24 protein-coding genes are annotated in these 25,307 nt (G+C 70.2%); 11 read left to right on the forward strand and 13 right to left on the reverse strand.

All coding sequences use genetic code 11. The features are described from left to right. Positions 1 to 124: 124 nt before the first annotated feature. Positions 125 to 1,342, forward strand: a complete 1,218-nt coding sequence (gene thrS, locus IF46_RS0102870; protein ID WP_030486674.1) for a threonine--tRNA ligase — start codon at positions 125 to 127, stop codon at positions 1,340 to 1,342. Between the two features lie 65 nt (positions 1,343 to 1,407). Here thrS and IF46_RS0102875 read toward each other — a convergent pair whose 3' ends face one another. The 5 genes from IF46_RS0102875 to IF46_RS0102895 all read right to left on the reverse strand — a co-directional run bounded on the left by IF46_RS0102875 (position 1,408) and on the right by IF46_RS0102895 (position 7,870). After that, positions 1,408 to 3,447, reverse strand: coding sequence for an ABC transporter ATP-binding protein (locus IF46_RS0102875; protein WP_030486675.1), 2,040 nt, complete (start codon positions 3,445 to 3,447; stop codon positions 1,408 to 1,410). Beyond that, positions 3,444 to 5,177: an ABC transporter ATP-binding protein gene (locus IF46_RS0102880; protein ID WP_030486676.1), complete on the reverse strand. Its 1,734-nt coding sequence runs from the start codon at positions 5,175 to 5,177 to the stop codon at positions 3,444 to 3,446. Before IF46_RS0102880 ends, IF46_RS0102875 begins: the two co-directional genes overlap by 4 nt. Further along, complete coding sequence (locus IF46_RS0102885; RefSeq protein WP_030486677.1) at positions 5,171 to 5,653, reverse strand: MarR family winged helix-turn-helix transcriptional regulator; 483 nt, start codon at positions 5,651 to 5,653, stop codon at positions 5,171 to 5,173. Before IF46_RS0102885 ends, IF46_RS0102880 begins: the two co-directional genes overlap by 7 nt. Positions 5,654 to 5,765: 112 nt before the next feature. Next, a complete protein-coding gene (locus tag IF46_RS0102890) occupies positions 5,766 to 7,205 on the reverse strand; it encodes a GuaB1 family IMP dehydrogenase-related protein (protein WP_030486678.1) in 1,440 nt (479 codons plus the stop codon). A gap of 68 nt (positions 7,206 to 7,273) precedes the next feature. Continuing rightward, positions 7,274 to 7,870: a LysE/ArgO family amino acid transporter gene (locus IF46_RS0102895; protein WP_030486679.1), complete on the reverse strand. Its 597-nt coding sequence runs from the start codon at positions 7,868 to 7,870 to the stop codon at positions 7,274 to 7,276. Between the two features lie 69 nt (positions 7,871 to 7,939). On the opposite strand from IF46_RS0102895, the gene IF46_RS0102900 reads away from it, so the two are divergent. Then, complete coding sequence (locus IF46_RS0102900) at positions 7,940 to 8,833, forward strand: LysR family transcriptional regulator ArgP (protein ID WP_030486680.1); 894 nt, start codon at positions 7,940 to 7,942, stop codon at positions 8,831 to 8,833. A gap of 22 nt (positions 8,834 to 8,855) precedes the next feature. On the opposite strand, the gene IF46_RS0102905 is transcribed toward IF46_RS0102900, so the two are convergent. Then, a complete protein-coding gene (locus tag IF46_RS0102905) occupies positions 8,856 to 10,607 on the reverse strand; it encodes an acetyl/propionyl/methylcrotonyl-CoA carboxylase subunit alpha (protein ID WP_030486681.1) in 1,752 nt (583 codons plus the stop codon). A gap of 150 nt (positions 10,608 to 10,757) precedes the next feature. On the opposite strand from IF46_RS0102905, the gene IF46_RS0102910 reads away from it, so the two are divergent. The 3 genes from IF46_RS0102910 (at position 10,758) to IF46_RS0102920 (ending at position 13,226) form a co-directional block, all read left to right on the forward strand. After that, positions 10,758 to 11,369 (forward strand): PadR family transcriptional regulator, encoded by a 612-nt coding sequence (locus IF46_RS0102910; protein ID WP_030486682.1) that lies wholly within the window; start codon positions 10,758 to 10,760, stop codon positions 11,367 to 11,369. A 121-nt stretch (positions 11,370 to 11,490) separates the two neighbouring features. After that, positions 11,491 to 12,450: a daunorubicin resistance protein DrrA family ABC transporter ATP-binding protein gene (locus IF46_RS0102915; RefSeq protein ID WP_030486683.1), complete on the forward strand. Its 960-nt coding sequence runs from the start codon at positions 11,491 to 11,493 to the stop codon at positions 12,448 to 12,450. A 20-nt stretch (positions 12,451 to 12,470) separates the two neighbouring features. Beyond that, positions 12,471 to 13,226 (forward strand): ABC transporter permease, encoded by a 756-nt coding sequence (locus tag IF46_RS0102920; RefSeq protein ID WP_030486684.1) that lies wholly within the window; start codon positions 12,471 to 12,473, stop codon positions 13,224 to 13,226. A 95-nt stretch (positions 13,227 to 13,321) separates the two neighbouring features. Here IF46_RS0102920 and IF46_RS0102925 read toward each other — a convergent pair whose 3' ends face one another. The 5 genes from IF46_RS0102925 to IF46_RS0102950 form a co-directional block, all read right to left on the reverse strand. Continuing rightward, a complete protein-coding gene (locus IF46_RS0102925) occupies positions 13,322 to 13,975 on the reverse strand; it encodes an O-methyltransferase (RefSeq protein ID WP_030486685.1) in 654 nt (217 codons plus the stop codon). After that, positions 13,972 to 14,640: a Maf family protein gene (locus tag IF46_RS0102930; RefSeq protein ID WP_030486686.1), complete on the reverse strand. Its 669-nt coding sequence runs from the start codon at positions 14,638 to 14,640 to the stop codon at positions 13,972 to 13,974. Before IF46_RS0102930 ends, IF46_RS0102925 begins: the two co-directional genes overlap by 4 nt. Before the next feature lie 217 nt (positions 14,641 to 14,857). Next, on the reverse strand, positions 14,858 to 16,009 hold the full coding sequence (locus IF46_RS33565; protein ID WP_084597729.1) for a S8 family serine peptidase: 1,152 nt from the start codon (positions 16,007 to 16,009) through the stop codon (positions 14,858 to 14,860). 1,372 nt (positions 16,010 to 17,381) lie between these two features. Then, on the reverse strand, positions 17,382 to 17,840 hold the full coding sequence (locus IF46_RS0102945; RefSeq protein WP_030486689.1) for a hypothetical protein: 459 nt from the start codon (positions 17,838 to 17,840) through the stop codon (positions 17,382 to 17,384). 89 nt (positions 17,841 to 17,929) lie between these two features. Then, on the reverse strand, positions 17,930 to 18,127 hold the full coding sequence (locus tag IF46_RS0102950; protein WP_030486690.1) for an acyl-CoA carboxylase subunit epsilon: 198 nt from the start codon (positions 18,125 to 18,127) through the stop codon (positions 17,930 to 17,932). A 90-nt stretch (positions 18,128 to 18,217) separates the two neighbouring features. On the opposite strand from IF46_RS0102950, the gene IF46_RS0102955 reads away from it, so the two are divergent. Then, positions 18,218 to 20,245: a serine/threonine-protein kinase gene (locus IF46_RS0102955; protein WP_030486691.1), complete on the forward strand. Its 2,028-nt coding sequence runs from the start codon at positions 18,218 to 18,220 to the stop codon at positions 20,243 to 20,245. 65 nt (positions 20,246 to 20,310) lie between these two features. After that, complete coding sequence (locus tag IF46_RS0102960; RefSeq protein WP_030486692.1) at positions 20,311 to 20,538, forward strand: hypothetical protein; 228 nt, start codon at positions 20,311 to 20,313, stop codon at positions 20,536 to 20,538. An 83-nt stretch (positions 20,539 to 20,621) separates the two neighbouring features. Here the strand turns inward: IF46_RS0102960 and IF46_RS0102965 are convergent, their stop codons facing one another. Together IF46_RS0102965 and IF46_RS0102970 are read right to left on the reverse strand one after the other, a co-directional pair. Then, a complete protein-coding gene (locus tag IF46_RS0102965) occupies positions 20,622 to 21,374 on the reverse strand; it encodes a GH25 family lysozyme (protein WP_030486693.1) in 753 nt (250 codons plus the stop codon). A gap of 125 nt (positions 21,375 to 21,499) precedes the next feature. Next, a complete protein-coding gene (locus IF46_RS0102970) occupies positions 21,500 to 22,045 on the reverse strand; it encodes a Uma2 family endonuclease (protein ID WP_030486694.1) in 546 nt (181 codons plus the stop codon). 101 nt (positions 22,046 to 22,146) lie between these two features. Here IF46_RS0102970 and IF46_RS0102975 point away from each other — a divergent pair, with 101 nt between their 5' ends. The 4 genes from IF46_RS0102975 to IF46_RS33035 all read left to right on the forward strand — a co-directional run bounded on the left by IF46_RS0102975 (position 22,147) and on the right by IF46_RS33035 (position 25,307). Next, a complete protein-coding gene (locus tag IF46_RS0102975; protein WP_030486695.1) occupies positions 22,147 to 22,890 on the forward strand; it encodes a M50 family metallopeptidase in 744 nt (247 codons plus the stop codon). Between the two features lie 23 nt (positions 22,891 to 22,913). Then, positions 22,914 to 23,897, forward strand: coding sequence for a ketopantoate reductase family protein (locus IF46_RS0102980; RefSeq protein ID WP_030486696.1), 984 nt, complete (start codon positions 22,914 to 22,916; stop codon positions 23,895 to 23,897). A gap of 62 nt (positions 23,898 to 23,959) precedes the next feature. Further along, entirely contained in the window at positions 23,960 to 24,460 is a 501-nt protein-coding gene (locus IF46_RS0102985; protein WP_030486697.1) for a SigE family RNA polymerase sigma factor, read from the forward strand. Beyond that, positions 24,453 to 25,307 carry a hypothetical protein gene (locus IF46_RS33035; RefSeq protein ID WP_030486698.1) on the forward strand — a complete coding sequence of 285 codons (855 nt, stop codon included), beginning with the start codon at positions 24,453 to 24,455 and terminating at the stop codon, positions 25,305 to 25,307. Before IF46_RS0102985 ends, IF46_RS33035 begins: the two co-directional genes overlap by 8 nt.

The following is a 25,307-nucleotide window of genomic DNA, read 5'->3' on the forward strand; positions in this document are numbered from 1 at the left end:
ATCCCCGGCGCGCCGCTCTGACGTAACCACCGTCGACCAGGCCCCGGGGCGATCCGCCCCCGAGGTCAGCGCGCCGAACGGAGCCCAGGTCGCCTCCGGGTCGTACCCGATCCAGGAGCCCGACATGATCGACCACCGTAAGCTCGGCCGCGAGCTGGACCTCTTCGTCTCCGATCCGCTCGCCGGTGCCGGCCTGCCGATCTGGCTGCCGGCCGGCGCCGCCGCCCGGCACGCTGTCGAGGAGTACGTCTGGGAGTTGGAGCGCCGCTCCGGCCACCAGCACGTCTACTCGCCGCCGCTGGGCAAGCGCGAACTCTTCGAACTCTCCGGTCACCTCGGCTACTTCGCCGACGACATGTTCCCGCCGATGCGGCTGAGCGTCGACGACGAGTTCGTGCTCCGGCCGGCGCTCTGCCCACACCACTCGTTGGTGTTCCGGGCCCGTGGCCGCTCCTACCGGGAGCTGCCGTTGCGGGTCGCGGAGCTGGGCGGGATGTACCGCTCGGAGCGCTCCGGCGTGCTCGGCGGGCTGTCCCGGGTACGCGCCATCTCGCTGAACGACGCGCACACCTTCTGTGCCCCCGACCAGGTTGGCGCGGAGGTCGTCGAGATCCTCGGGCTGATCCGCGAGGCGCACGCCGCGCTCGGCGTCCGCCCGGCCGGGTTCCGGCTGTCGCTGCGCGGGCCGGGCGAGAAGTACGTCGGCGACGACGCGCAGTGGGCCCGCGCCGAGGAGCTGCTCCGGGAAGCGCTGGCCGGGGTGGAGTACGTCGAGGCGCCGGGGGAGGCCGCCTTCTACGGTCCGAAGATCGACATTCAGATCGTCGACGCCGCCGGCCGGGAGTCGACCATCTCCACCATCCAGGTGGACTTCGACAAGCCGGAACGGTTCGACCTGTCGTACACCGACTCGGACGGCAGCCGGCGTCGACCGGTCCTGGTGCACCGGAGCCTGGTGGGCAGCATGGAACGGCTGTTCGCGTACCTCATCGAGGTGCACGAGGGCGCGTTCCCGGCCTGGTACGCGCCGGTGCAGTTGGTGCTGCTGCCGGTCGACGACGGGCAGGTCGACGCGGCGGCCGCCCTGGCCCGATCCGCTGGCGACGCCGGCCTGCGGGTCGAGGTCGACGTCGCCGGCTCGCTGGGCGCCCGGGTCCGGGACGCGGCCCGCCGCCGCGTCCCGTACCTCGGGGTGTTGGGTGCCCGGGAGGTGGCCGACGGGCGCGTCGCGCTGCGCCTGCGCGGCGGCCGTGCCCTGGCCCCGATGCCTGTCGATGCCGCGCTCGCCTTGATCGGCGGGCAGGTCGCCGCCCGCGCGGCCGATCTGCTGCCGCCGGACTGACCGGCCGGCGGGCCCGGGGCGGGCCGTCGATCGCGCTGCGCGCACGGCGACCCGCCCCCCCCGCCCTAGACCGACGCCGGTTGGGCGGTCGGTTCCTCGTCGACCACCGCGCCGGTGAACTGTGAGCGGTAGAGCCGGTGGTACGCGCCCTGGGCGGCGAGCAACTGCTCGTGGGTGCCCTGCTCGACGATCCGGCCGTTCTCCATCATCAGGATCAGGTCCGCGTCGCGGATGGTGGAGAGCCGGTGCGCGATGACGAAGCTGGTCCGGTCCGAGCGCAGCGCGGCCATCGCCCGTTGCAGCAGCACCTCGGTACGGGTGTCCACCGAGCTGGTGGCCTCGTCGAGGATCAGCAGCGACGGCTCGGCGAGGAACGCCCGAGCGATGGTGATGAGCTGCTTCTCGCCGGCGCTGACGTTGCTGCCCTCCTCGTCGATGACCGTGTCGTAGCCGTCGGGCAGGCTGCGGACGAACCGGTCCACGAAGGTGGCCCGGGCCGCGGCGAGGATCTCCTCCTCGGTCGCGTCCGGCCGCCCGTAGGCGATGTTGTCCCGGATGGTGCCGCCGAAGAGCCAGGTGTCCTGGAGCACCATGCCGATCCGGCCACGCAGGTCGTCGCGGCGCATCGTGGTGATGTCCACCCCGTCGAGCGTGATCCGGCCGGCGTCCAACTCGTAGAAGCGCATGACCAGGTTGACCAGCGTGGTCTTGCCGGCGCCGGTGGGGCCGACGATTGCCACCGTGTGCCCTGGTTCGGCGACCAGGGACAGGTCGTCGATCAGTGGCTTGTCCGGCTCGTAGCGGAACGAGACGTGCTCGAACTCGACTCGACCGTGCGGGTCGACGACCCGGGCGGGCTCGACCGGGTCGGGCGTCTGCTCGTCGGCGTCGAGCACCGCGAAGACCCGCTCGGCCGACGCCACCCCGGACTGGAGCAGGTTGGCCATCGAGGCGAGCTGGGTGAGCGGCTGAGTGAACTGGCGGGAGTACTGGATGAACGCCTGCACGTCGCCGAGGCTCATCGTGCCGGAGGCGACCCGCAGGCCGCCGACCACGGCGATCGCCACGTAGCTCAGGTTTCCGATGAACATCATCGACGGCATGATGATCCCGGAGATGAACTGCGCCCCGAAGCTGGCCCGAAACAGCTCCTCGTTCTTGGCGTGGAACGCGGCCTCGACCTCACGCTGCCGGCCGAAGACCTTCACCAGCTCGTGACCGGTGTACGCCTCCTCGATCTGGCCGTTCAACTCGCCGGTGTGCGTCCACTGTGCGATGAACTGCTTCTGCGAACGCTTGGCGATGCGCTGGGTGACAAGCACCGACAGCGGCACCGCGACCAGGGCCACCAGGGCCAGCAGCGGCGAGATCCAGAACATCACGGCCAGGACGCCGACGACGGTCAGCAGCGAGGTGAGCAGCTGGCTGAGCGTCTGCTGGAGGCTTGTGGAGATGTTGTCGATGTCGTTGGTGACCCGACTGAGCAACTCACCGCGTGGCTGCCGGTCGAAGTAGGGCAGCGGAAGTCGGTTGAGCTTCTCCTCCACCTCGGCGCGCAGCCGCAGCACGGTGCGCTGGACCACCCCGTTGAGCAGCCAGCCCTGCCACCATGACAGCACGCTCGCCGCCAGGTAGAGCCCGAGCGCCAGCAGCAGCACCCGACTCAGGGCGCTGAAGTCGATGCCCACCCCGGGCACCACGTCCATCCGGGCCAGCATGTCGGCGAAGCTGTCGTTGCCGCTGGCCCGGGCCGCGGCGACGGCCTGCTCGGCGGTGGTGCCGGCGGGCAGCTGCCGACCGATCACCCCCGTGAAGATCAGGTCGGTGGCGTGGCCGAGGATCTTCGGCCCGGCCACGCTGAACCCGACGCTCACCACGGCCAGCGTGATGATCGCGGTCAGGTGCAGCCGGTGCGGGCGGAGCCGGCCGAGCAACCGCCGGGCCGACGGCCCGAAGTTCATCGACTTCTCGGCGGGCATCCCGGCGCCCATCCACGGTGGGCCACCGCCCTGCCGGCCGGGTGGCAGCCGCTTCGGCGTCCGCGCGTCGCCCGCCGGCTTCTGACTGGGTACGGCCGCGGTGCGCGGCTGGTCGCGCTCGCTCATGCCGCCACCTCCGCCGTCTGCTGCGAGGCCACGATCTCGGCGTACGTCGGGCAGGTGTCCAACAATTCCGCGTGTCGTCCCACTCCGACGACCCCTCCGTCCTCAAGAACGATGATCTGGTCGGCGTCGATGATCGTGGAGACCCGCTGGGCCACGATCACCACCGCGGACTGCGCGGTGACCGGCCGCAGCGCCGCTCGCAGACGCGCGTCGGTGCCCAGGTCGAGCGCGGAGAACGAGTCGTCGAAGAGGTAGATCTCGGGCTGCCGGACCAGGGCCCGGGCGATGGCCAGGCGCTGCCGCTGCCCACCGGAGACGGTGGTGCCGCCCTGCGCGATCGGCGCGTCCAGGCCACCGGGCATCTGGGCCACGAAGTCCCGGGCCTGGGCGATCTCCAACGCCGTCCACAACTCCTCGTCGGTGGCGTCCGGGTTGCCGTAGCGCAGGTTGCTGGCGACCGTTCCGGTGAACAGGTACGGCCGTTGTGGCACCAGGCCGATGCGACGCCACAACTCGTCCGGCGCCAACTCCCGCACGTCCACCCCGTCGACGAGCACCGCGCCGGCGGTGACGTCGACCAGGCGGGGGATCAGCGACAGCAGAGTCGTCTTGCCCGCGCCGGTGCTGCCGATGATCGCCGTGGTGGTGCCCGGGGTCGCCCGGAAGGAGATGTCCCGCAGCACCGGCTCGACCGCACCCGGGTACTGGAAGCGCACCCCGCGCAGCTCCAACTCGGCTCGGGTGGGCAGCTCAGTGACCGGCTCGGTGGCCGGGACCACCGAGGAGTCGGTGTCCAGCACCTCGACGATCCGCTCGGCGCAGACCGCGGCCCGGGGCACCATCATCATCATGAAGGTGGCCATCATGACCGCCATCAGGATCTGCATCAGGTACTGCAGGAAGGCGGTGAGCGCGCCGACCTGGATCGCGTTGGCGTCCACCCGCTGCGCGCCGAACCAGAGCACCGCCACGCTGGAGACGTTCAGCACCAGCATGACCACCGGGAAGATCAACGCCATCAGCCGGCCGGTACGCAGCGCGGTGGCGGTCAGGTCGGCGTTGGCGACGGCGAAGCGGTCCGTCTCGTACGGCTCGCGGACGAACGCGCGGACCACCCGGATGCCGGTGATCTGCTCACGCAGCACCCGGTTGACGGTGTCGATGCGGGTCTGCATCAGCCGGAAGCCCGGCACCATGCGACGGATGATCGCGCCGAGCGCGATGGCCAGCACCGGCACGCTGACCAGCATCAGCCAGGAGAGCCCGATGTCCTCACGCAGCGCCATGAACACGCCGCCGACGCTCATGATCGGTGCGGCGACCAGCATCGTGCAGCTCATCAGCACGAGCATCTGCACCTGCTGCACGTCGTTGGTGTTGCGGGTGATCAGCGACGGCGCTCCGAACCGGGCCACCTCGCGGGCGGAGAAGCGGTTGACGTGCCCGAACAGCCCGGCGCGGACATCGCGGCCGAAGCCCATCGCGACCCGGGCGCCCAGGTAGACGGCGGCGATCGAACAGACGATCTGGACCAGGCTGACCAGCAGCATCCAGCCGCCGGTGCGCACGATGTAGTCGGTGTCGCCCCGGGCCACGCCCTGGTCGATGATGTCCGCGTTGAGGCTGGGTAGGTAGAGCGAGGCCATGGTGCCCACGAACTGGAGCAGCACCACCGCCAGCAACGGTCTCTGATAGGTGCGCAGTTGGCTGCGCAACAGTCGGATCAGCACGCCGGGTCCTTCATTTCGTTTGGGCGTCCGGTCATCCGCGGGTCGTCTCCGCTGCCGATGACCTCGAGCAGGAACTCTCGGATCACCTGGGCCTTCGCCGGGTCGGCGTCGACCGAGGTGAGTGGCCGTCCGGAGTGCATGAGCGCGCCGAGCGCGGCCACCCGCTCCCGCCCGGCGGGCGTGAGGGCGAGTCGGATGCTGCGCCGGTCGCTGTCATCGCGCTGCCGCTCGACCAGGCCGTCACGCTCAAGCGTGTCGACGATGCCGGTCAGGGTCGCCGGGCGTACGAAGCCCTTCTCGGCGACCTCCCGATGGGGCAGCTCGCCGTGTCGGGCGAGCGTCATCAGGGTGATCATGCCGGCCTGGGTGAGGCCGTGCTCCTCGGCGAGGTAGCGATTCCACCGCTGCCCGACCAGGTGCCCGGCCACCACCAGCAGCCGGCCGAGCGGCACGTCCTGGAGGGTCACGAGTTCCACGAGAGGTAGATTAGCTCCCTGATAGTCAGGGGCCAAACGAATTAGCCACAGCAGTGGGTACGAACACGATCTGCCGGACGGCGCGCTGCCGGAGCGGGCGTCGGTGACGGGGTTACCAGCTGGTGGGCAGCGGCATTCCTTCGGTGAAGCCTGCCGCGCTCTGGACGCCTACCACCGCCCGCTCATGGAACTGGGTCAGGTCTCGCGCACCCGCGTAGGTGAAGGCGCTGCGTACCCCCGCGATGATCTCGTCGATCAGATCCTCGACGCCGGGTCGGGTCGGGTCCAGGTGCATCCGGGCCGAGGAGATGCCCTCCTCGAACACTGCCTTGCGGGCCCGGTCGTACGGGCTGTCGTCGGCGGTGCGGGCGCTGACCGCCCGAGCCGAGGCCATCCCGAAGCTCTCCTTGTACCGCCGGCCGTCCGCGTCGGTGTAGAGGTCACCGGGGGACTCGTAGGTGCCGGCGAACCAGGAGCCGATCATCACGTTCGACGCGCCGGCGGCGAGCGCGAGCGCCACGTCCCGGGGGTGCCGCACCCCACCGTCGGCCCAGACGTGCCGACCCAGTTGGCGGGCGGCGGTCGCGCAGTCGAGCACGGCGGAGAACTGCGGCCGCCCCACGCCGGTCATCATCCGGGTGGTGCACATCGCGCCGGGGCCGACGCCGACCTTGACGATGTCCGCCCCCGCCTCCACCAGGTCGCGTACGCCCTCGGCGGTGACCACGTTGCCGGCCGCCACCGGCACGCCCGGGTTCAGCTTGCGAACCGCCTGGAGTGCGGAGATCATCCGGGCCTGGTGGCCGTGCGCGGTGTCCACGACCAGCGTGTCCACCCCCGCCTCCAGCAGCGCCGAGGCCTTGCCGGTCACGTCACCGTTGATCCCGACGGCCGCCGCGATGCGCAGCCGGCCCCGGTCGTCCACCGCCGGCGTGTAGAGGGTGGCCCGCAACGCGCCCTGCCGAGTCAGCACCCCGACCAGCCGACCCTCGGCGTCCACCACCGGGGCGAGTCGCCGACGGCCCGCCGAGAGCCTGTCGAAACCGGTACGCGGATCCGCGTCCGCCGGGACGGTGTGCAGCTCGGTGGACATCACGTGCCGCAGCTGAGCGAACCGGTCCACGCCGGTGGTGTCCGCCTCGGTGACCACACCCATCGGCCGGCCGTCGTCGTCGACCACGATCACCGCACCGTGCGAGCGCTTGGGCAGCAGGTGGATGGCGTCGCCCACGGTCTCGGTCGGGCCCAGCGTGATCGGCGTGTCGTAGACCAGGTGGCGCTGCTTGACCCAGGCGACGACATTCGCCACCACCTCGATCGGGATGTCCTGCGGGATCACCGCGATGGCGCCCCGGCGGGCGACCGTCTCGGCCATCCGCCGTCCGGCGACCGCGGTCATGTTCGACACCACGAGTGGAATGGTCGTGCCCGTGCCGTCGCCGGTGGACAGGTCGACGTCGAGGCGGGAGCCCAGGTCGGAGCGGGCCGGCGCCATGAAGACGTCGGTATAGGTCAGGTCGTGCGCGGGAACCGCGCCGTGAAGGAAGCGCACCCGATCATCATTCCCGCTCGCGGCACTTCCCGCCGCCGGTGGGCATGGAAAACACCCGCACCGCCGGCTCAGCCCACCAGGAGCGCCACGGCGAGGCCGGCCATCACGACGGCGATGACCGCGTCCAGCACTCGCCAGGCGACGGCACGGGCGAGCAGCGGCGCGAGGCGCTGCGCGCCGACGCCGAGCGCGGTGAACCAGACCACGCTGGCCAGGGCGGCGCCGGCGCCGAAGACCCACCGGTGTGGGTGTTGTTGGGCCACGCCGCCGAGGAGCAGCACGGTGTCCAGGTAGACGTGGGGGTTCAGGTAGGTGAAGGCGGCGCAGGCGAGCAGGGTCGCCCCCAACGTGGCCGGTGGCCGCTCGGTGGGCAGCAGGGCACCGGGACGAAGCGCGCGGCGGGCGGCGAGGGCCGCGTAGCAGAGCAGGAACGCTGCGCCACCCCAGCGGATCGCCGTCAGCACGCCCGGCCGGCCGGCCACCAGCGTGCCGACCCCGGCGACGCCCGCTGTGATCAGCAGCGCGTCCGACACGGCGCAGGTCAGCACCACGGGTACGACGTGCTCGCGGCGCAGGCCCTGGCGCAGGACGAAGGCGTTCTGGGCCCCGATGGCGACGATGAGGGCGATGGAGATCGAGAAGCCGGAGACGGCGGAGGTGAACACGGATCGACGCTAGGGCGGACGGCGGTCATCAGTCCAACTAAAGATTCTGACGCAACTTAAGCTTTGCTGATGCACGGTCTCGACTCGGCGCAGTTACGGACACTCGCGGCGGTGGTGGCGGAGGGCAGCTTCGACGCGGCGGCCCGGCTGCTGCACGTCACGCCATCGGCCGTGAGTCAACGGATCAAGGCACTGGAGGAGACCGTCGGTCAGGTGCTGGTCCGCCGGGCCCGACCGTGTGTGGCAACCGACGCCGGTCGTCCACTGCTGCGCCTGGCCGGCCAGCTCACGCTGCTCGAACGGGAGGCGCTGGCCGAGGCCCGCGGCCCGCTGGCCGGTGGTGGCCGCGTCCGGGTCGCCGTGGTGGTCAACGCGGACTCACTGGCCACCTGGTTCCCCGTTGCGCTGGCCCGGTTGCCGCAGCGGGCCGGGCTCTCGTTCGACCTGCGCCAGGACGATCAGGACCACACCGCCGACCTGCTCCGCGACGGTTCGGTGACGGCGGCGGTCACCGCCCAGCGGGAGGCCGTGCAGGGCTGCCGGGTGCTGCGGCTCGGGGCCATGCGCTACCACGCGCTGGCCACGCCGGAATTCGCGGCGTCCCATTTCGGCGAAGGATGCACCGTCGCCGCGCTGGCGAGCGCGCCGCTGATCGTCTTCGACCGGAAGGACCGGGTACAACACCGCTTCATCAGGTCGATGGCCAGTCGGCCGCTCGACCCCCCGGTGCACTACGTGCCGTCGGTGCCCGCGATCAGCGAGGCGGTGCGGCTCGGGTTGGGCTGGAGTCTGGTGCCGGAGCAGATCGCCCAGGCCGACCTGGCCGCCGGTCGATGTGTCGACCTCGCGCCGGGCCGGTACCTGGACGTGCCGCTGTACTGGCAGCACTGGCGACTGGAGTCGGACGTGCTGAACGCCCTGACCACAGCCGTCCGCGCGGTGGCCACCGAGGCCCTGCGCTGACCGTCGACCGACTAGCGGCAGCTCAGGCGATGGTGCAGATGGGGGCGCCAGCGGTGATCACGGCACCGACCTCGGCGCTGAGACCGCTGACCGTGCCCGCCTTGTGAGCGTGCAGCGGCTGCTCCATCTTCATCGCCTCCAGCACCACGACCAGGTCACCCTCGGCCACGGTGTCACCGTCGGCTACCGCGATCTTGACGATGGTGCCCTGCATCGGCGAGGTGAGCGCGTCGCCGCCGACCAGGGCACCGGCCTTGGCTCCGCCCCCGCGCCGAGTCGGCTTGCGGGAGGCGGGTGCCGCGGTGGTCGTACTCCCGCCGAAGCTGGCGGGGAGGCTGACCTCAAGGCGCTTGCCGCCGACCTCGACCACGACGGTGGTGCGTTCGGCCGGCGCTTCGGCGGCGCCGGCGGCGGCGGCGAACGGCGGCACGGTGTTGTGGAACTCGGTCTCGATCCACCGGGTGTGCACGGTGAACGGCTCGGCGGTGAACGCCTCGTCCCGCACCACGAGCCGGTGGAACGGCAGCGCGGTTGCCATCCCGTCGAGGACCATCTCGTCCAGCGCGCGGCGGGCGCGTTCCAGCGCCTCGGTCCGCGTCTCACCGGTGATGATCACCTTGGCGAGCAGTGAGTCGAAGTTGCCGCCGATCACGTCGCCGGCCGAGATGCCGGTGTCGACCCGCACGCCCGGGCCGGTGGGCAGGCGCAGCGCGGTGACCGTGCCCGGGGCGGGCAGGAAGTTGCGGCCCGGGTCCTCGCCGTTGATCCGGAACTCGATCGAGTGCCCGCGCGGCGTCGGGTCCTCGGTGATCCGCAGCTTGTCGCCGTCGGCGATCCGGAACTGCTCGCGGACCAGGTCGATGCCGGCGGTCTCCTCGGTGACCGGGTGTTCGACCTGAAGTCGGGTGTTGACCTCCAGGAACGAGATGGTGCCGTCCACGCCGACCAGGTATTCCACAGTGCCGGCACCGTGGTAGCCAGCTTCGCGGCAGATCGCCTTGGCGCTGGAGTGGATCTGCGCCCGCTGGGCGTCGGTGAGGAACGGCGCGGGCGCTTCCTCGACGAGCTTCTGGTGGCGTCGCTGCAACGAGCAGTCCCGGGTGCCCACCACGATCACGTTGCCGTGCTGGTCGGCCAGGACCTGCGCCTCGACGTGCCGGGGCTGGTCCAGGTACCGCTCGACGAAGCACTCACCCCGACCGAACGCCGCGACCGCCTCCCGGGTGGCCGACTCGAACAGTTGGGGGATCTCCTCCATCGTGCGAGCCACCTTGAGGCCGCGCCCACCGCCACCGAAGGCGGCCTTGATGGCGACCGGCAGGCCGTGGTCGACGGCGAACGCCATCACCTCGTCCGGGCTGGCCACCGGATCCGGGGTGCCGGGGACCAGCGGCGCGCCGGCCCGCTGGGCGATGTGCCGGGCGGTGACCTTGTCGCCCAGGTCGCGGATCGCCTGCGGGGTGGGGCCGATCCAGGTCAGCCCGGCGTCGATGACGGCCTGGGCGAAGTCGGCGTTCTCACTGAGGAAGCCGTAACCCGGGTGTACGGCGTCGGCGCCGGCCTGAGCGGCGACGTCGAGCAGCTTGTCGATGCGCAGGTAGGTCTCGGTCGCGGTGTCCCCGCCGAGCGCGTACGCCTCGTCCGCGAGGGTGGCGTGCAGGGCATCGCGGTCGGAGTCCGCGTACACGGCGACGCTGCCCAGGCCGGCGTCGCGGCACGCGCGGATCACCCGGACGGCGATCTCGCCGCGGTTGGCGATGAGTACCTTGCGCACCTTCGTGGCTCCTCCCGGGCAGGTTACTGACGGGGAGTGTATCGGCCACCCCCGGCGGCCCTAACGATCGCTCAGTGTGGGATGCCGCACTGAGCCCACCACTGCTTAGTCAAACTTGGCTATTACGCTTATCGGGTGTCTTCGACTCGGATGATGATCCTCGGCCTGGTGCGCTGGATGCAGCCCGTGCACGGCTACGACGTGCGCCGCGAACTGCTCAGCTGGAGCGCCGACAAGTGGGCGAACGTGCAGCCCGGATCGATCTATCACGCCCTGCGCAAACTCACCGAGGAAGGGCTGCTCCGCGCCGTCGCGACCGAGCAGGTCGGTGCCCGTCCGGCGCGGACCACGTACGAGGTGACGGTCAAGGGGGAGGACGAGTTCGAGACGCTGCTGCGCAACTTCTGGTGGAACATCAGCGAGCCCGCCGACCCGTTCGCGGCGGCCTTCTCCTTCCTGCCGGCCATGCCGCGGGCCGAGGCTGCGGCGGCCCTGCGTAACCGGGCCAACCTGCTGCGCGCTGGCGTCGAGTCGATGCGCGCCTCGCTGGAGTCGGACTGGGTGCGCAACCGCAAGCCGGTGCACGTGGGCTGGATGTTGGAGCTGTGGTCGGCGCGGGCCGAGGCGGAGATGAGTTGGTGCGAGCGGATCGCGGAGCGGATCGATTCCGGAGTGTCGTACCTGCCTGCTGAGCTGGATGAAGCGCAGGGTTGGTCGGGGTGGAGGGACGGCGGGGAGCCGGCCGGCACCGACGCGGAATAATCAAAGTTGACCAAAGACGCTATATCGCGTTAGCCTGCTGGCGGCACAGCGGGGGAGTGCGCCGTCCGGCGTCGTCCCACTCGACGGCCGGCCCGGCCGGCCCGAACGACCAGGAGCAAAAATGATCGAGACCAGGGGGCTGCGGAAGTCGTTCCGCTCCCGCGCGGGTCGAGAGACGAAGACGGTGGACGCCGTGCGGGGCGTCGACCTTGAGGTTGCCAAGGGCGAGATCTTTGGCTTCCTCGGCCCGAACGGCGCCGGCAAGACCACCACGCTGCGGATGCTCGCCACGCTGATCGAGCCGGACGGCGGCGAGGCCACCATCGCCGGCGCCGACCTGCGCAAAGACCCGGCCGAGGTGCGCCGCCGCATCGGGTACGTCCCGCAGGGCGGCAGCACCTGGGACGAGTCCACCGCCCGCGAGGAGCTGGTGCTGCACGCCCGGATGTACGGCATCAGCAAGGCCGACGCGCAGCAGCGCGCCACCCGTGCCCTGGACGCCTTCCAGCTCACCGAGTACGCCGACCGCAAGTGCAAGACCTACTCCGGCGGCCAACGCCGCCGGGTGGAGATCGCCCTCGGCATCATCCACGAGCCGAAGATCGTCTTCCTGGACGAGCCGACCACCGGCCTCGACCCGCAGAGCCGCGCGCACATGTGGGACGAGATCCGGCGGCTACGCGGCGACGGGATGACCGTCTTCATCACCACGCACTACCTGGACGAGGCCGACGCGCTCTGCGACCGGATCGCGATCATGGACAACGGCGAGGTGGTGGCCGAGGGCACCCCGACCGAGCTCAAGCGCGAGATCTCTGGCGACGTGGTGCTGGTCGGCCTCGACCTGGCCGCCACCGGGCAGGCTGCCAAGACGCTCGACGGCGAGCCGTACGTCAACAAGTTGGAGACCGTCGACGAGGGCGGCCTGCGTCTCTACGTCGACGAGGGCGCCACCGCCATCCCGCAGGTGCTGCGCCGACTCGACCACGCTGGGCTGGAGCTGCGCTCGATCGAGCTGCACCGACCCAGCCTGGACGACGTCTTCCTCACCAAGACCGGCCGCTCGCTGCGCGAGTCCTGACCCCACCGGAGACGACTCTCATGAAATTCGCCCGTGACACGTGGCTGATCTTCCAGCGCCAGACCCAACTCCTGCTGCGCAACCCGGTCTGGGTCTTCGTCGGTGTGTTCCAGCCGGTCATGTACCTGCTGCTCTTCGCCCCGCTGCTCAAGCCCGCGCTCAACGCGCCCACCCAGGCCGCCGCCTACAAGATCTTCGTACCGGGTCTGCTGGTGCTGCTGGCCATCTTCGGTGGCCTCTTCCAGGGCTTCGGCCTGATCGCCGAGCTGCGCGCCGGTGTCATCGAACGCTCCCGGGTCACCCCGATCAGCCGGCTCGCCCTGCTGCTCGGCCGCTCGCTGCGCGACGTGGTCTCGCTCATGGCGCAGGCGGTCATCATCACGCTGCTGGCGCTCCTGTTCGACCTGCGCGTGTTCATCGGGGACCTGCTGCTGGCGTACCTGATGCTCGCCCTGATCGCCCTCATGACCTCGGCCGTCTCCTACGGCGTCGCCCTCAAGGTCAAGAGCGAGGACGCGCTGGCCCCGCTGATGAACACCGTGGCGCAGCCGGTGCTGCTGCTCTCCGGCATCCTGCTGCCGCTGACCTTCGCACCCGGCTGGTTGCAGGGCATCGCCAACTGGAACCCGTTCTCCTGGGCGGTCGATGGCACCCGGGCGCTGTTCGCTGGTGACCTGGGCAGCGACAAGGTCTGGCAGGGCCTGAGCATCACCGCGGTCCTCGCCGCGCTGGGCGTCTACTGGGCCGCTCGCCAGTTCGCCCGCAGCGTCCGCTGAGTTCCTAGAGATCGGGGTGTCCTCAGCTGGGGGACACCCCGATCTCCGTGTTCGTCGGCTGCTGCTTGCTGGCGCGCTTCGGCGGTTGCCGGCGCTTAGCGGACCCGGGCGAGGGTGAGGCCGTCCGCGATCGGCAGCATCACCGGGTCCACCCGGACGTCGGCGAGGACCTCGTCGTTGAATGCGGCGATGGCCCGGTCATTCTCGTCCTGCGGGGCGATCACCCGCCCGCCACGCAGCACGTTGTCGACGGCGATCACCCCACCCGGACGCATCCGGGGCACCAACTCCGCCCAGTAGACCGGGTAGCCGGTCTTGTCCGCGTCGATGAACGCGAAGTCCAGGTGCCGCTCGTGCGGCAACTCCCGCAGCCGGTCCCCGGCCGGGCCGATGCGCAGGTCGATCAGATCCTGCACGCCGGCCCGAGCCCAGTAGCGCCGGGCGATGCCGGTGAACTCCTCAGAGATGTCGAAGCAGGTCAGCCGCCCACCCTCGGGCAACCCACGGGCGATCGCCAGCGCCGAGAGCCCGGTGAACGTGCCGACCTCGACGGCCTGCCGCACGTCGAGCAGTCGGGTGAGGAACGTCAGGAACGCGGCCTGCTCCGGGGCCACCTGCATGGTGGCGTGCTCCGGCAGCACCGACCGGGTCTCCTCGGCCAGGTCCCGGATGATCTCGTCCGGTGGGGAGCCGTGTGCGACCAGATAGGCGTGCAGCTCGTCGGTGAGCGGGATCGACTTGGTGGTCATGACCGGACGTTACCGAGCGGCTCGACCGTCTGGCCTCCCGGCGCGACAGTCGTCCACAGGTCGGTGATCCGCAGATCCAACTCAGCGAGGAGCCGGCGCAGCAGCGGCATCGACAACCCGACCACCGTCCCGGGGTCACCCTCGATCCGCTCCACGAACGGCCCACCCAGCCCGTCGATCGTGAACGCGCCGGCCACCGCGAGCGGCTCCCCAGTGGCCACGTACGCGGCAATCTCGTCGTCACTGATGTCAGCAAAGTGGACCGTGGTCGAGGCGACCGCCTCCGCGCGCCGCCCGGCAGCAACATCAACAAGGCAGTGCCCGCTGTGCAGAACACCGCTGCGACCCCGCATCCGCAGCCAACGCCGGGTCGCATCGGCCGCATCCGCCGGCTTGCCGAGGATCTCCCCGTCGAAGGCGAGCACCGAGTCGCACCCGATCACCAACGTCCGCTGATCGGTGCCAGGGCTCAGCCGGGTCACCACCGCCTGCGCCTTCAGTCGAGCCAACTCCAGGCACAACTCCTCGGCCCGCTCGGTCACCACCAGGGACTCGTCCACCCCACTGACCAGCACATCCGGCTCCACACCAGCAGCCTGGAGCAACTTACGGCGGGCCGGGCTGGCCGAAGCGAGCACGAGGCGGAGCGGCAAAGTTTCAGACACGAGCCCGACGTTACCGCCTAGCGCCGGACCATCAGACTCGTCGGTGGCACGACCGGCCGTACAGATCGCCAGCCGCCGGACTGCGTCCTTGGTGCACTCGCGTCCTTGGTGCACTCGTGTTTCTTGATCCACTCGCGTTCAAGGAAACCGGGGTATCCCGCAGTCCCGGACACCCCGACATCATGAAAACCGAGTCGATCACCGTCCCGATGATCGATCAGCGACTGATCCTCGGCGGCGGATCATCGCCACGCCGACGGCGCCGCGCTATCACCGCCCACCCGACCCCGACAGCCACGATCACCCCAAGGGTGGCCAGGCCACGTACGGTCGCGCCATCGCTATCGCCACCCGGCTGAGCGCCGGCCGTCGTGGTTGGGCCAGCACCGGCCGGCGCGCTAACCGATTCAAACCCCAGCGGCGGTACGTCTGCCGTTAGCGCTGCCACAAGATCGATGACCCCATAGCCGTACTCGTCGTCGCGTCCAGGAGGGCCCTTGTCGATAGCGGTTGCGGTTAGCCGATGCGCCACCTCCCGAGCCGGCAGGTATGGGTACTTGGACCTGATCAGTGCAGCCGCGCCCGCCACAATCGCCGTCGCGCTCGACGTCCCAGTCCCCTTTGAGTACTTTCCGCCATAGCTGGTGCTGTATATGTCGACCGCAGGGGCGACAACATCGATCTTCGGCCCGGTAACCGAGATGGCAGCGTGTTGTCCAGCGCGATCGACACCCCCAACCGCGATAACACCCTCTTCGCTGGCCGGATATCCAACGGTTTGATCTCGGGGTAGATTGCCAGCGCCGGCCACAATCACAATATTTGCGTCGAGGGCGCCTCGGATCGCTTGACGCAGTCTTGAGCTGCTCCCGCCGACAGAAGAAATGCTTATTATGTCTGCGCCGTTCGCGATCGCATACTCGATACCTCGCGCCAAGTCGTCAGGCTCGCCCTTCCCGTTTGGCAGCGAATCGTAGATTGGCAAGATTTTTGCTTCGGGCGCTATTCCTAGAGCCCCCAATCTTCCGCCTTGGCCGTGGGCCGCGATAAGGCCAGCCATTGATGTGCCGTGACTGTCCAAATCTTTCCTGCCGTCACCGCTTCCGCCAGGAATGGCATCCATTCCCGGGAGCAGATTATTGCGGAGGTCGGGGTGTGGATCTACCCCCGTGTCTGGTACGACGACGACGACGCCGTTGCCGCGGCTTATGGATTGAGCCTTGGGTGTATTCAAAAAATCGAGGTGCCATTGCTCTTGTCGAATTAGGGCGGAGGCGCCTGCTAGGGGGCTTGGAGGTGTAGGCGCTGCTGCCGGTACTGATAGTGCGAGTAGCGCGTAGGATGCTATGAATGGCCCACGGAGTCCCATGCTCAACGGTTAAAGCCAATGGCTGGGCCGGGGTCGATTGGGCCTTGCTCGTTGCCGGGACGGACGATCGGGTTCACCCCTTGGTCAGTCTCCCACGGATTGTCTGGATCCCACCGGGGACTGGTGTCCGCGTCGAATTGCTGTTGTCGTTGCCGCCCGGGTGGCGGCCCAATCCCCGAACTGCCGCCGAGTGGAGGCGCGCCGCCGATCGGTGTGGGACTGCCGTAGGTTGAGGTAGGTGTTCGGCCGCTGCCGGGACGAGAACCGGCGCCTCCGGTGGGTCCGGTGCCGGCGCCGCCACCTCCAATAACTCCGCCAATTGGGTTGACCTTGCGGGGCTGGGCCGCGTTCGGTCCTAGCGGACTGACGCCCCCACCGGGCATGCCGCCAATTACTCCACTTGGAGGACTTGGGCGTATCGGCAGAGAGGGGGGCGGGGATTGAGGCCGACCAAGACTGCTACCTGACGCTTGTCCGCCCGAACTTGGTGCCCTTGGCAGGCGAGGTGAGATCGGTGTGCTGGCTGGCGGGAAGCCCGGCCCTGGATTGGTAGCCGCAACCGGCGGCGGTGAGCCCCCTGTGTTTACAGTTGCGGGGTTGGTTATTAGCCCAGTTCCCGCGCTTCCCAGCACTGGACCGACCCCTTGTGCTTGCGGAACTGGCGCAGGGTTAACCGGTGCTGAAATTCGGGCGGTAGCACCGCTTCCGTCTGTGGGAATCGGCATCGGAATAATCGGTGGGATGATCGGTGCCACGGATGTAGCGGTTATTGCATCGGGATCTCCAGACTGAATCGGAGACCGCGCCACGGGTGGTGGTTTTTGGAGGGTTGCTTGGGCTTGTTGGAGTTCGCCGCTCAAGTTGAACATCATGGACCGGGCCTGCGCGTTCAGCCGTTCCAGATCCCCATCAGTAACAGGCGACTCGGTGACCCGGTTGCCCATCACCGCTTTCGGGTCGGCGGCCATCGAGTCGTACGCCTGCTTTTGCTGGAGCTTGGTCGCGTACTCGTCATGGACCTTGCGGAGTGCGGCGCGGGTGGTGCCGATGGCCTGGGTTGCGGCGGAGAGCGCGGTGTAGTTCGCGGCGGCGGCGTCGTAGGTGCGCTGCACCTTGTCGATCAGGTCGTCGAGTTGGGCGAGGTACGTGCCGGAGGCGGCGCTGGTTTCGGGGGGCCATGCTGCGGCGAGCCCGCGCCGGTATTCGTGTAGGCGGCCGAGGTGGGTTTGCGCCAGGTCACAGACCTTGCGCCAGCCGGCGACCTGCTTCCAGTGGTTGGCGGTGTCGTGGTCCTGTAGGCAGGCCCACATGCTGTTGACGTCCATGAGTTGCCAGTCGGTGAGGCCGGAGGTGCGGCCGGTGCCCCGTTCGATCACGGCAGCATCACCGGCCCTTCGGCGTCAGGGCTGGTTGGGTCGTTCAGTGTCGGCGTCGGGCCGCCGGGCAGCATGTTCAACGGGTTGGCGAGGGCCTGTTGTACGTCCACCACTCGGGCGGCGGTGAAGGCATCGCTGTCGGCGTAGTGGGTGGCGACCTGGCCAGCGGCGGCGGCCAGGTGGCCGGTGGTGCCCCGGACGGCGTACACCATGTCGGCGGTCGCCTGCTGCGTCTCGTGGTGCGCGTGCAGGAACGTGACCAGCTCGACGAAGGCATCACACGGATTGGGCAGCTTGGCCGACATGTCTTCGGCGATGTACGAGAGGTGCGGCGCGTAGTTGCTCTCGACCTCGGCGGCGAGCCGGTCGGCGAACTCTCGGAGCTGGCTGATGTCGGCTTCGATGCCGCCGTAACCGCGCAGCCAGGGCGCTGGCCGGTTCTCTTCGGGGATCATGAATCCTCCCTACCCGTAACGGCATCGTTTCCCTGAGTGAGCGTAACGGCTGCACGTTCCCCTGACAGCCCCCGCGTGGGCGGGTCGGGTCAGCGAGGCAGGCCGGCGGTGCGCCAGCCGCTGGAGCTGCCCGGTCGACCGCTGCGCACCCAGGCGGAAGCGGTCGTCGCCGCAGCGGGGGCGGCGGCTGGGCGGGACCGGACAACGATCGCCCCCACCAGAGCGGCCAACTCCTCGGCGGTGGGCACGCCGCGCACGACCCGGAACAGCGGCTCTTCGGCAGACATGCCGCCAGGGTACGCGGCCGGAAGTTACGGGAAACGCACAGTGGCGTGCCGGCGGTGTGAGCGTCGGACGGTCCGGGTACCGTCTCACCGATGTCGAACGCGCTTCCCCAACTTGTCGCTGACCGATACCGGCTCCTGTCGCCGCTCGGCCAGGGCGGCATGGGTCGGGTGTGGAAGGCGCGCGACGAGGTGCTGCACCGCGACGTCGCCATCAAGGAGTTGGTGCCGCCGCCCGGCCTCACCGACGAGGAGCGCCGCGAGATGCGTGAGCGCTCGCTGCGGGAGGCGCGGGCCATCGCCCGGCTCAACAACGCCAACGTCGTCCGCATCTTCGACGTGCTGCGCACCGACGGCGATCCGTGGATCGTGATGGAGTACGTGGCGTCGAAGTCGTTGCAGGACACTCTCGCCGAGGATGGCCCGGTTTCGGTGGCCCGCACGGTGGAGATCGGCCTCGGCGTGCTGGGTGCGCTGAGCGCCGCGCACAAGGCCGGTGTCATGCACCGCGACGTCAAGCCGGGCAACGTGTTGCTCGGCGAGGACGGCCGGGTGGTGCTGACCGATTTCGGTCTCGCCACGATCCCGGGTGACCCCAACGTGACCCGCACCGGCATGGTGCTCGGCTCACCCGCGTACATCTCCCCGGAGCGTGCCCGGGACGGCACCGCCGGTCCGGAGGCCGACCTGTGGTCGCTGGGTGCGACGCTCTACGCGGCGGTCGAGGGCAAGTCGCCGTACGCCCGGCCGTCGGCGATCGGCACTCTGGCCGCGTTGGCCACCGAGCCGATTCCGCCGCCGAAGAACGCCGGCCCGCTCAAGGCCGTGCTCAACGGGCTGCTGCGCAAGGACCCGAGCGAGCGGATCACCGCCGAGGTGGCGGAGCGCTTGCTGCGCCGCGCCGCGGGCAAGCGGTCGCGTGGGATCTCACTGCTTGATGGCGTACGTCGGCCTGGGCCGAACGGTCCGCGCGAGCCGCGCGTGCCGGTGGTGCCAGCCCCGCGACCGGCCGAGAGTGTCGACCGGCCGGTGTCGCCGCCACCGGCCGCCGCCGCGGCTTCCGCTGCCGCCACGACTTCTGCCGCCGATGCCACGCCGACGGCCATCGTCTCCTCCGGTTCGGCTGCCGAGCCGACCGCAGCGGCGCCGGCCGAGCCGACCGCCACCATCGACCGTCCCTCGCCGCCCGAGGCAGAGCCGACCGCGAAGGTCACGACCGCCCCCGACACGAGCAGCGCCGGTACGACGAGCAGCGCCGGTACGACGAACGGCGACGGTACGACGAACGGCGACGGTACGACGAACGGCGACGACGAGCCGACGGTCGTCGACGGCCCGCCGGTGGCTCCGGAGCAGCGCAAGCCGACCACGCCGACGTCGCTTATGCCGCCGGTGGGTCCGTCCGGTCGCGCGCCGGTGCCGCCCTCGGATGGCACGAAGCCGAACAACACCCGACGCAACCTGCTGATCGGGGCCGTAGTCGCCCTGCTGCTGATCGGCCTCGTGGTGGTCGTGCCGATGCTCACCAAGGGCGACGACAAGACCTCGCAGGCCGACCCGACCGGTGCTGCCACGACCTCGGCACCGGCGCCGACCTCCGCTGCGGCGGTGCCCCCGCCCACCACGGGCGCCCCGAGTCCGACCCCGTCGGCCACGCCCTCGGTCGACCCGAACGCGCTGCCGGCGGGCTGGAAGCTGCACAAGGACCCGGCCGGCTTCGCCCTGCCGATCCCCGATGGTTGGGTGCGCAGCCAACCCGACGGCAGCACTGTCGTCTTCGACCAGTCCAACGGGCCGGGTGAGTTGCTGGTGCAGTGGACCCCCACGCCGGCGAAGGACGCGGTCAAGGACTGGCAGCAGCAGGAGCCGAACCGTAAGGACTTCGTCAAGAACTATCAGTACCTCAGCATCAAGCCATGTGACTTCTGGAAGACCTGCGGGGACTGGGAGTGGCTGGAAACCCGGGACGGGCAGCGGATCCACGTTCGTAACCGTGGGTTCGTGACGGCCAAGAACCGTGGGTACGCCCTGCGGTGGGAGATCGCCGAGAAGGACTGGCAGGCCAACAAGGCGAACTTCGACCGGATCGCCGCCGGTTTCGTGCCCGACCGCACGGACTGAAACTTCCTCGCATGACCTTCCGTCGTCCTGGGTAATTGACCTCCGACGACGGAAGGAGGCACGACATGGGTTACCGACGGAGGGACACTCGACCCCGGCTGGCACTGTGGATGCTCGTCGCGCTCGGCGACGCGATCCTGCTGCTGGTCAGCGCGGGAGTTTCGGTACTCGTCGCACTGCTCGGCGTCGTGATCGTTGCCGGTCTTGGCGTGGCTGCCTGGCGGCTGCCACGTAGGGGCGCTCTGGCTCGTGAGGGCGCTGTGGTGCCGGGCCTGGGCCGGCGGCGGGCTTGACCCGTACCCGGTGGTGTGGCGGCAGCCGGACCGATTGTCGACCGTGATGGTGACCGTCGATCCCGCTGCCGCCAACGGCCTGGTCAGGTGTTGTTGGCCAGCGCGATCAGGCGACTGCGGTCGCCGTTCCAGTAGTTGCGGTCCACGTTGCCGCTGATCCCGGAGACAGCGCCGGTGCTGGTGTACTGCCAGAAGCTCCACACCGACGCCCCGGCCGGCAGGGCGCCCGGCGTGCTCGACCAGCGGGCCAGCCAGAGCGGGTGGTTCGCCCACGGGCCGGTCCAGCTGCCGGTGCACTGGTTCCACCAGCTCGTGGTGGTGTAGATGACCGCGTACCGGCCGGTGCGGGAGCGGTAGGTGTTCAGGAAGTCCTGCACCCAGTTGCGCATGCCTGTCGTGCTGAGCCCGTAGCAGTATCCGCCGCTGTAGGGGTTGGCCTCGATGTCCAGCGCCGCCGGCAGGGTGCGGCTGTCCGCCGACCAGGCGCCACCGTTGGAGGCCAGGTAGTTGGCCTGGGTGGAGCCGGCGGAGATGTTCGGCCGCGCGAAGTGGTACGCCCCGCGGATCACTCCGGCGTTGTACGCGTTGACGTAGTTCGCGTTGAAGTTCGGGTCCTTGTAGCTGGTGCCCTCGGTCGCCTTGATGAAGGCGAACTGGACGCCGGCGTTGCGGACGCTGGTCCAGTTGATGGTGCCCTGGTAGCGGGAGACGTCGACGCCGGGTGTGGTGGCCGCAGCCGCCGGTCCGGCGGTCGCGACCAGGGCCGCCGCCGCGGTGGCGAGGACGGTGAGGCCGGCCGCGAGCGCGCGGCGCAGCGATGACGGGGTACGGGCCATGAGTGCCTCCAAGGACGTCGCTCTATCGACATTCATCTTTGGAGGTAAGTGCCCTAGATCACAAGGGTGACTGAGAAAAGCTTCATCGACAGGGCGTGAAAGCCTGCTGGTCGGGGCTGGACGGATCAGCGCAGGGCGGCCGGGTCGAGCTGCCAGCGGAAGGGCTCGACGACGGTCAGCGTCTCGCCGGGCTTGGCCACCTGGTCCTCGACGTAGTGCTCGCCGTCCAGCCGGAACAGTCGCAACGAGTGAGCGTCCCCGTCCTGCTCGACCAGGAGATACCACGGGATTCGGGCAATGGCGTAGAGCTGTATCTTGAGCAGGCGATCGGCGGCTGCGTTGCCGGGCGAGACGACCTCGCCGACGAGCACCACCTCGGCGGCCTCCACCGCGGTGCCCTCGTCGTCGGTGTCCGCGACAACCACGTCGGGGATGACGATCCGATCCACCCCGAGCCGAACGTTGACCGCTCCGAAGACCGCGAGGTCGCCTGCCGAGCGCTCGACATGGTCGGCCAGCCGACGCGAGACCAATTGGTGGCGCTTGCTCGGGACCGGGCTCAGAAGCAGGCTCCCGTCGAGCAGTTCGATCCGGTCCGGGGTCTCACCCAGGGCGAAGTAGTCGGCCTCGGTCCAGGGCCCCACGTGGTGTTCCAACGGCAACGACCTCATCTGCAATCACCTCTGCCTTCATGGCCCACCCGATCCGTCTCGGGCACCACGAGCCGGTGCCTCGGGAGCGACACGGAACGCCGCCGGTAGGCTCGCGCCCCATGATGTCGATGGACGGGCTGAGCGACCTGTGGGACACGCTGTTCGGCGCGCAGCCGGACCCGCCCGCGCTGCTGGTGCTGATCACCGCTGCCGTCGCGCTGGTGGTGGTCTCCACCCGGCTGCCGTGGCGGATCGCCCGTAACGCCATCACCATCGCGCACGAGGGTGGGCACGCCCTGGTCGCCCTGCTGACCGGCCGCAAGCTGCACGGCATCCGGCTGCACTCGGACACGTCCGGGCTGACGCTCTCCGCCGGTCGCCCCACCGGGCCGGGAATGATCCTCACCCTGCTCGCCGGCTATGTCGCGCCGCCGCTGGTCGGGCTGGCCGGCGCCTGGCTGCTCGGTGGCAACCGGATCACCCTGCTGCTCTGGGTGGCGGTGGCGCTGCTGCTGGCCATGCTCGTCATGATCCGCAACGCCTTCGGCGTGGTGTCGTTGCTGGTCACCGGGGCGCTGGTGTTCGCCGTCTCGTGGTACGCGACGCCGCAGGTCCAGGCCGCGTTCGCGTACACCGGGGTGTGGTTCCTGCTGCTCGGCGGGGTGCGGCCGGTGGTCGAGCTGCAACGGCTGCGCTCGCGGGGCCGGATGCCCGCCTCCGACGCCGACCAACTCGCCGGGCTTACCCCGTTCCCGGCATTCTTCTGGGTGACGGTCTTCGCCCTGGTCAACCTGGTCGCCCTGATCACGGGCGCCCTGCTGCTGGCGGGCCCCATCCTCACCGACGCGGGCCTGACGCTCTGACCCCACCGGGGCAGAATGAGGCCATGCGATACGTGATCGTTGGGGCGGGTGCGGTCGGCGGGACCATCGGCGTACGGCTGGCTCAGGCTGGCCGGGACGTGACCCTGGTGGCCCGGGGTGCTCATCTGGACGCGATCCGCGCGCGGGGTCTGACCCTGCGGCAGCCCGACGGCGAGATCACCGCCCGGCTCGCCGCGGTGGACGGGCCCGGTGAGCGGCCGCTGCCGGCGGACACCGTGCTGATCCTCACCGTGAAGTCGCAGGACACCGCCGCCGCGTTGGCCGCCTGGGTGGACGCGCCGGTGGTCGGTGGCGGCACGGCGGGCGAACGTCTGCCGCTGGTGACGGCGCAGAACGGGGTGGCCAACGAGCGGGCCGCGCTGCGGCTCTTCGCCGACGTGCACCCGGTCTGCGTCTGGCTACCGGCCACCTACCTGGACCCGGGCGTGGTGGTCGCCAACGGGCACCCGCATCCCGGGATGCTCCACATCGGGCGGTATCCCGGGGGTGCCGACGACACCGACCGGGCGATCGCCGCCGACCTGAACGCCGCTGGCTTCGTCGCCCCGGTCCGCGCGGACGTGCTGCGCTGGAAGTACGGCAAGCTGCTCAGCAACCTCGGTAACGGCCTGCAGGCGCTGTTCGGCCGGGACATCCCGGACGCGCTGGTCGAGCGGGTACGCGCCGAGGGTGTCGCCGCGCTTGCCGCCGCCGGCATCGCGCACACCTCGCTTACGGAGGAGAAGGCCGAACGCGGCGACCTGGTCGGGCAGCGCCCGGTCGACGGCGAGGCCCGTTTCGGGGGCTCCACCTGGCAGAGCCTGGCCCGGGGCACCGGCTCGACCGAGGTCGACCACCTCAACGGGGAGATCGCGCTGCTCGGCCGGCTACACGACGTACCGACGCCGGCCAATGTCGCCGTGCAACAGGCCGTCCGCCGGGCGGTCCGGGAGCGGATCGCGGCCGGCACGTTCCCGCTCACCGAGTTGGAGAAGATGATCGCCTGACCGGGGCAACCGGCGACCCCGCCCGGTGCGTGTTCCCAGCGACCGACACGGGGAGGTAGCGGGTGCCGGACGTTGACGGGTTCGACGAGTTCTACCGGGGGAGTCGGCAACGGCTGCTCGGGTTCGTCTACGCCCTGACCGGCGATCGTGGCGAGGCGCAGGACGCCGTGCAGGAGGCGTACGTCCGGGCGTGGCAGCGCTGGTCGACGATCAGCGGGTACGACGACCCGGAGGCGTGGGTGCGGGTGGTGGCCAGCCGGATCGCGGTCAGCCGGTGGCGCAGCCTGCGTAGCCGGGCCCGCGCGTACCTGCGGCACGGGGCCACCGAGACCGTTCCCGGGCCGGGCACCGACACTGTCGCGGTGGTCGCCGCCCTGCGCCGGCTGCCCGAGGAGCAGCGCGTCGCCATCGCCCTGTACTACCTGGTCGGAATGCCGGTCGCCGACGTGGCGCGGGAGACCGCAGCCCCGGTGGGCACCGTCAAGGCCCGTCTCTCCCGGGGGCGCACTGCGCTTGCCGGCCTGCTCGCCGTCTCTGACCTGGAGGAGGCTACCGATGCGTGACGACCTGACGTTCGTCGAACGGATCCAGCGGGAGCTGCGGGACGTGCGCTGGCTCGACCCGGAGGAGATTCGCTCCCGGGCACGCCGCCGCAGCCAGCGCAGAGTCGTGGTGGCTGCCGTCGTGCTGGCGCTTGCCGGGGTCTCCGCCGTGGCGGTCGCCGCGCCGAGGACGCCCCCGCCACCGGTTCAGCCGGCCGCCTCCGCCGGGCCCACCCGACACGAGATCACCACCGACGCCCTGTTGCAGCCGGCCGACCTGCCGCAGCAGGTCGATGTGCAGCTCAGCCAGTCGGGGCTGGGTGAGCCGGTCCTGCTGGATCACCTGCTCGGCGCTTGTCGGACGAGCCAGGGGCGCCCGGACGGCTGGCAGTACTCGATCCTGTCCCGTTCGCAGACCCTGGTGCCGAAGCGCGCTGGGGCGATCCTCGCCGAGTCGGATGGTCTGGTCACGCAGGGTCTCTTCCGGCTGACTCCGGACGCGGCCATCGAGCTTCTCGCCACCCTGGACGACCTGGTGGCCCCGTGCGCCGAGTGGAACAGCGTCGGAGACTACAAGGTGGGGGCCGCCACGGGCACCGGGGCGGCGCTGCACCGCTGGGCGGTGGTCCAGCGGGGCTTCGCCGGCGACGGGGCTGCGCTGCTGCGGCACACCGGTGCGCAGCCCGTCGACCAGAAGACGGGCGAGCCCGTCGGTGCGGCGCCCCGGCCGAGCAGCACGGCCGTAGTCCGGGTGGGCGATCTGATCACCGTGCTCAGTCTGGGGCAGGCCGGCACCGAGCTGGAACTGCGCAGCCTGGCGCAGGCCGCCGCCCGCCGGATGTGCGCCGCCGCCAACCCGGCCTGCTGA

It is taken from the genome of Micromonospora chokoriensis (assembly GCF_000718555.1).
Lineage (GTDB): Bacteria > Actinomycetota > Actinomycetes > Mycobacteriales > Micromonosporaceae > Micromonospora > Micromonospora chokoriensis_B.

Excerpts from the sequence above, each read along its gene's own strand:
- thrS (WP_030486674.1), top strand. The coding sequence starts at position 125 with ATGATCGACCACCGTAAGCTCGGCCGCGAGCTGGACCTCTTCGTCTCC.
- IF46_RS0102875 (WP_030486675.1), bottom strand. The coding sequence starts at position 3,447 with ATGAGCGAGCGCGACCAGCCGCGCACCGCGGCCGTACCCAGTCAGAAG.
- IF46_RS0102900 (WP_030486680.1), top strand. The coding sequence starts at position 7,940 with ATGCACGGTCTCGACTCGGCGCAGTTACGGACACTCGCGGCGGTGGTG.
- IF46_RS0102910 (WP_030486682.1), top strand. The coding sequence starts at position 10,758 with ATGATGATCCTCGGCCTGGTGCGCTGGATGCAGCCCGTGCACGGCTAC.
- IF46_RS0102915 (WP_030486683.1), top strand. The coding sequence starts at position 11,491 with ATGATCGAGACCAGGGGGCTGCGGAAGTCGTTCCGCTCCCGCGCGGGT.
- IF46_RS0102920 (WP_030486684.1), top strand. The coding sequence starts at position 12,471 with ATGAAATTCGCCCGTGACACGTGGCTGATCTTCCAGCGCCAGACCCAA.
- IF46_RS0102925 (WP_030486685.1), bottom strand. The coding sequence starts at position 13,975 with ATGACCACCAAGTCGATCCCGCTCACCGACGAGCTGCACGCCTATCTG.
- IF46_RS33565 (WP_084597729.1), bottom strand. The coding sequence starts at position 16,009 with ATGGGACTCCGTGGGCCATTCATAGCATCCTACGCGCTACTCGCACTA.
- IF46_RS0102945 (WP_030486689.1), bottom strand. The coding sequence starts at position 17,840 with ATGATCCCCGAAGAGAACCGGCCAGCGCCCTGGCTGCGCGGTTACGGC.
- IF46_RS0102950 (WP_030486690.1), bottom strand. The coding sequence starts at position 18,127 with ATGTCTGCCGAAGAGCCGCTGTTCCGGGTCGTGCGCGGCGTGCCCACC.
- IF46_RS0102955 (WP_030486691.1), top strand. The coding sequence starts at position 18,218 with ATGTCGAACGCGCTTCCCCAACTTGTCGCTGACCGATACCGGCTCCTG.
- IF46_RS0102960 (WP_030486692.1), top strand. The coding sequence starts at position 20,311 with ATGGGTTACCGACGGAGGGACACTCGACCCCGGCTGGCACTGTGGATG.
- IF46_RS0102965 (WP_030486693.1), bottom strand. The coding sequence starts at position 21,374 with ATGGCCCGTACCCCGTCATCGCTGCGCCGCGCGCTCGCGGCCGGCCTC.
- IF46_RS0102970 (WP_030486694.1), bottom strand. The coding sequence starts at position 22,045 with ATGAGGTCGTTGCCGTTGGAACACCACGTGGGGCCCTGGACCGAGGCC.
- IF46_RS0102975 (WP_030486695.1), top strand. The coding sequence starts at position 22,147 with ATGATGTCGATGGACGGGCTGAGCGACCTGTGGGACACGCTGTTCGGC.
- IF46_RS0102980 (WP_030486696.1), top strand. The coding sequence starts at position 22,914 with ATGCGATACGTGATCGTTGGGGCGGGTGCGGTCGGCGGGACCATCGGC.
- IF46_RS33035 (WP_030486698.1), top strand. The coding sequence starts at position 24,453 with ATGCGTGACGACCTGACGTTCGTCGAACGGATCCAGCGGGAGCTGCGG.